Genomic DNA, 2,074 nt, shown 5'->3' with positions numbered 1-2,074 from the left:
ACGGTCGGTGGACTCGTTGATCGGGTAGTACGGCTCGTCGTCGCGCTCGGCGAAGCGGCTGTACTCGCGCATGATCACCGTCTTGTCGGTGGGGTAGTTCTTGCGCTCCGGGTGGAAGTGGCGGAACTCGTGGATGCGGGTGTAGTCGTATTCCGCGTCGTTGTAGTTCATCACCGGGGTGCCCTGGAAGTCGCCGGTGGGCAGCACCTCGGTCTCGAAGTCCAGGGTGCGCCAGCCCAGCTCGCCGTCGGCGTAGTCGAAGTACCGGTCCAGCGGGCCGGTGTAGACCACCGGCGCGTCGGGGCTCGCGGCACGGACGGCCTCGCGGACGTCGAACCAGTCGGTGTCGAGCACCACGTCGATCTTGTCGTCCGCCGCCATGTTCTCCAGCCACGCGGTGTAACCGTCGACGGGCAGGCCCTCGTGGGTGTCGTTGAAGTAGCGGTTGTCGAACGTGTACCGGACGGGCAGGCGGGTGATGTTGCCAGCCGGCAGGTTCTTGGGGTCGGTCTGCCACTGCTTGGCCGTGTAGTCCTTGATGAACGCCTCGTACAGCGGGCGGCCGATCAGGGAGATGGCCTTCTCCTCGAAGTTGGCCGCGTCCTCGGCGGAGAACTCGGCGGCCTGCTCGGCGATGAGCGCGCGGGCCTCGTCGGGCGAGTAGTAGCGGCCGAAGAACTGGTTGATCAGGCCCAGGCCCATGGGGAACTGGTACGCCGTGCCCTTGTGCATGGCGAACACGCGGTGCTGGTACCCGGTGAAGTCGGTGAAGCGGTTGACGTACTCCCACACCCGCTCGTTGGAGGTGTGGAACAGGTGCGCGCCGTACTTGTGGATCTCGATGCCGGTCTCCGGCTCGGGCTCGGAGTAGGCGTTACCGCCGATGTGGTGGCGCCGATCGAGCACCAGGACGCGCTTGCCGAGCTCGGTCGCCGCCCGCTCGGCGACGGTCAGGCCGTAGAAGCCCGACCCCACCACGATGAGGTCGTAGGTGTCCCACTGCCGTTCGCCTGCCATAACCGTCGGGCCTTTCCGTAGTACGTCGCCGCGGTGTCCGCCGGGTAGTGCGTCCGCCGGCCGCTCGCCTGACCGCGCGCCGGTCGGCGCGGGTGCGGGTCCCAGGGTATCCGGCGGGTCGGGGGTGGGTTCAGGGCACGCCGACGACGACGAGGTGGACGACTTCTCGAGACGACCGCGGTGGCCCACGGTGCAGGTGGGGCGTCGGCGCCGTCGTACGCCGGTTCGAAACTACATCCCTGTAGTCCCAATATTCACGTCTTTATCACTTGGTTTCACGAGTTTCTTGGATAACATTGACCTCGTTCGTCACATTCGTCCCAGTGGTCGCGCTCCGGTGCGGCCTCCGGGCAGTTGTGCCCCGCTGGTGAGCAGCTTCGGGACACAGACATCTGATCTGGAGAAGCCCTTGAGAACACGACGCCGCCCCCTGTACATCAGTGGTCGACGCCGGACCCTCGCCCTGGCGGTGGCGGTCGCGGCGTCCGTCGTCACGCCCCTCGCCGTGTACGGGGCGGACCAGGTCGTCCAGTCCGGCGACGACATCGCCACCACCGCGGGCAGCGCCCTGCCCACCGCCGAGGCCGAGGTCCCGCTGGCCGAGGCGCCTCCGGCCGTCGGCGTGGAGACCGACATCGCCTCCGGCGGCACCACGGTCCGCCAGGTCACCTCCGACACACCGTTCTCGATGGCCGGCGTCACGTGGAAGGGGCACAACCCGGCCGCCGTCGCCACCCTGCGCGCCCAGAACCCCGACGGCTCGTGGGGCCCCTGGTACGAGGCCGAGTCCACCGACGGCAAGGGCGAGAGCGTCACCGGCACCGGTGGCACCGAGCCCGTCTATCTGGGGACCGACACCACCGCCGTCCAGATCACGCTCTCCGGGATCGACCTCGCCGACTCCTCGCTGGCCGACGCGCCCGAGGTCACCGTCCCCGACGACGAGGCCGCCCCGGCCCCCGCGAAGCCCACCGAAGACGCCGCTCCCGCCGCCGCTGATACCGGCGCCGCTGATTCCGCCCCCGCTGACGCGGACGTCGCGGCCACCCGCGCGGCC

General features: G+C 69.1%; 1 protein-coding gene and 1 pseudogene. One reads left to right on the top strand and one right to left on the bottom strand.

Going from position 1 to position 2,074, the window contains the following annotated elements; translation table 11 throughout:
- A partial coding sequence (locus G6024_RS04255; protein ID WP_159148143.1) for a UDP-galactopyranose/dTDP-fucopyranose mutase family protein occupies window positions 1–1,017 on the bottom strand: 1,017 nt, incomplete at its 3' end.
- A gap of 409 nt (window positions 1,018–1,426) precedes the next feature.
- On the opposite strand from G6024_RS04255, the pseudogene G6024_RS04250 reads away from it, so the two are divergent.
- Window positions 1,427–2,074 (top strand): annotated as a pseudogene (locus G6024_RS04250) (hypothetical protein); the annotation flags it as partial.

It is taken from the genome of Dietzia maris, assembly GCF_014144855.1.
Classification (GTDB): Bacteria; Actinomycetota; Actinomycetes; order Mycobacteriales; family Mycobacteriaceae; genus Dietzia; species Dietzia kunjamensis.
Note: the sequence above shows the minus strand (reverse complement) of the source record. Positions and strands in the feature narration are given on the sequence as shown.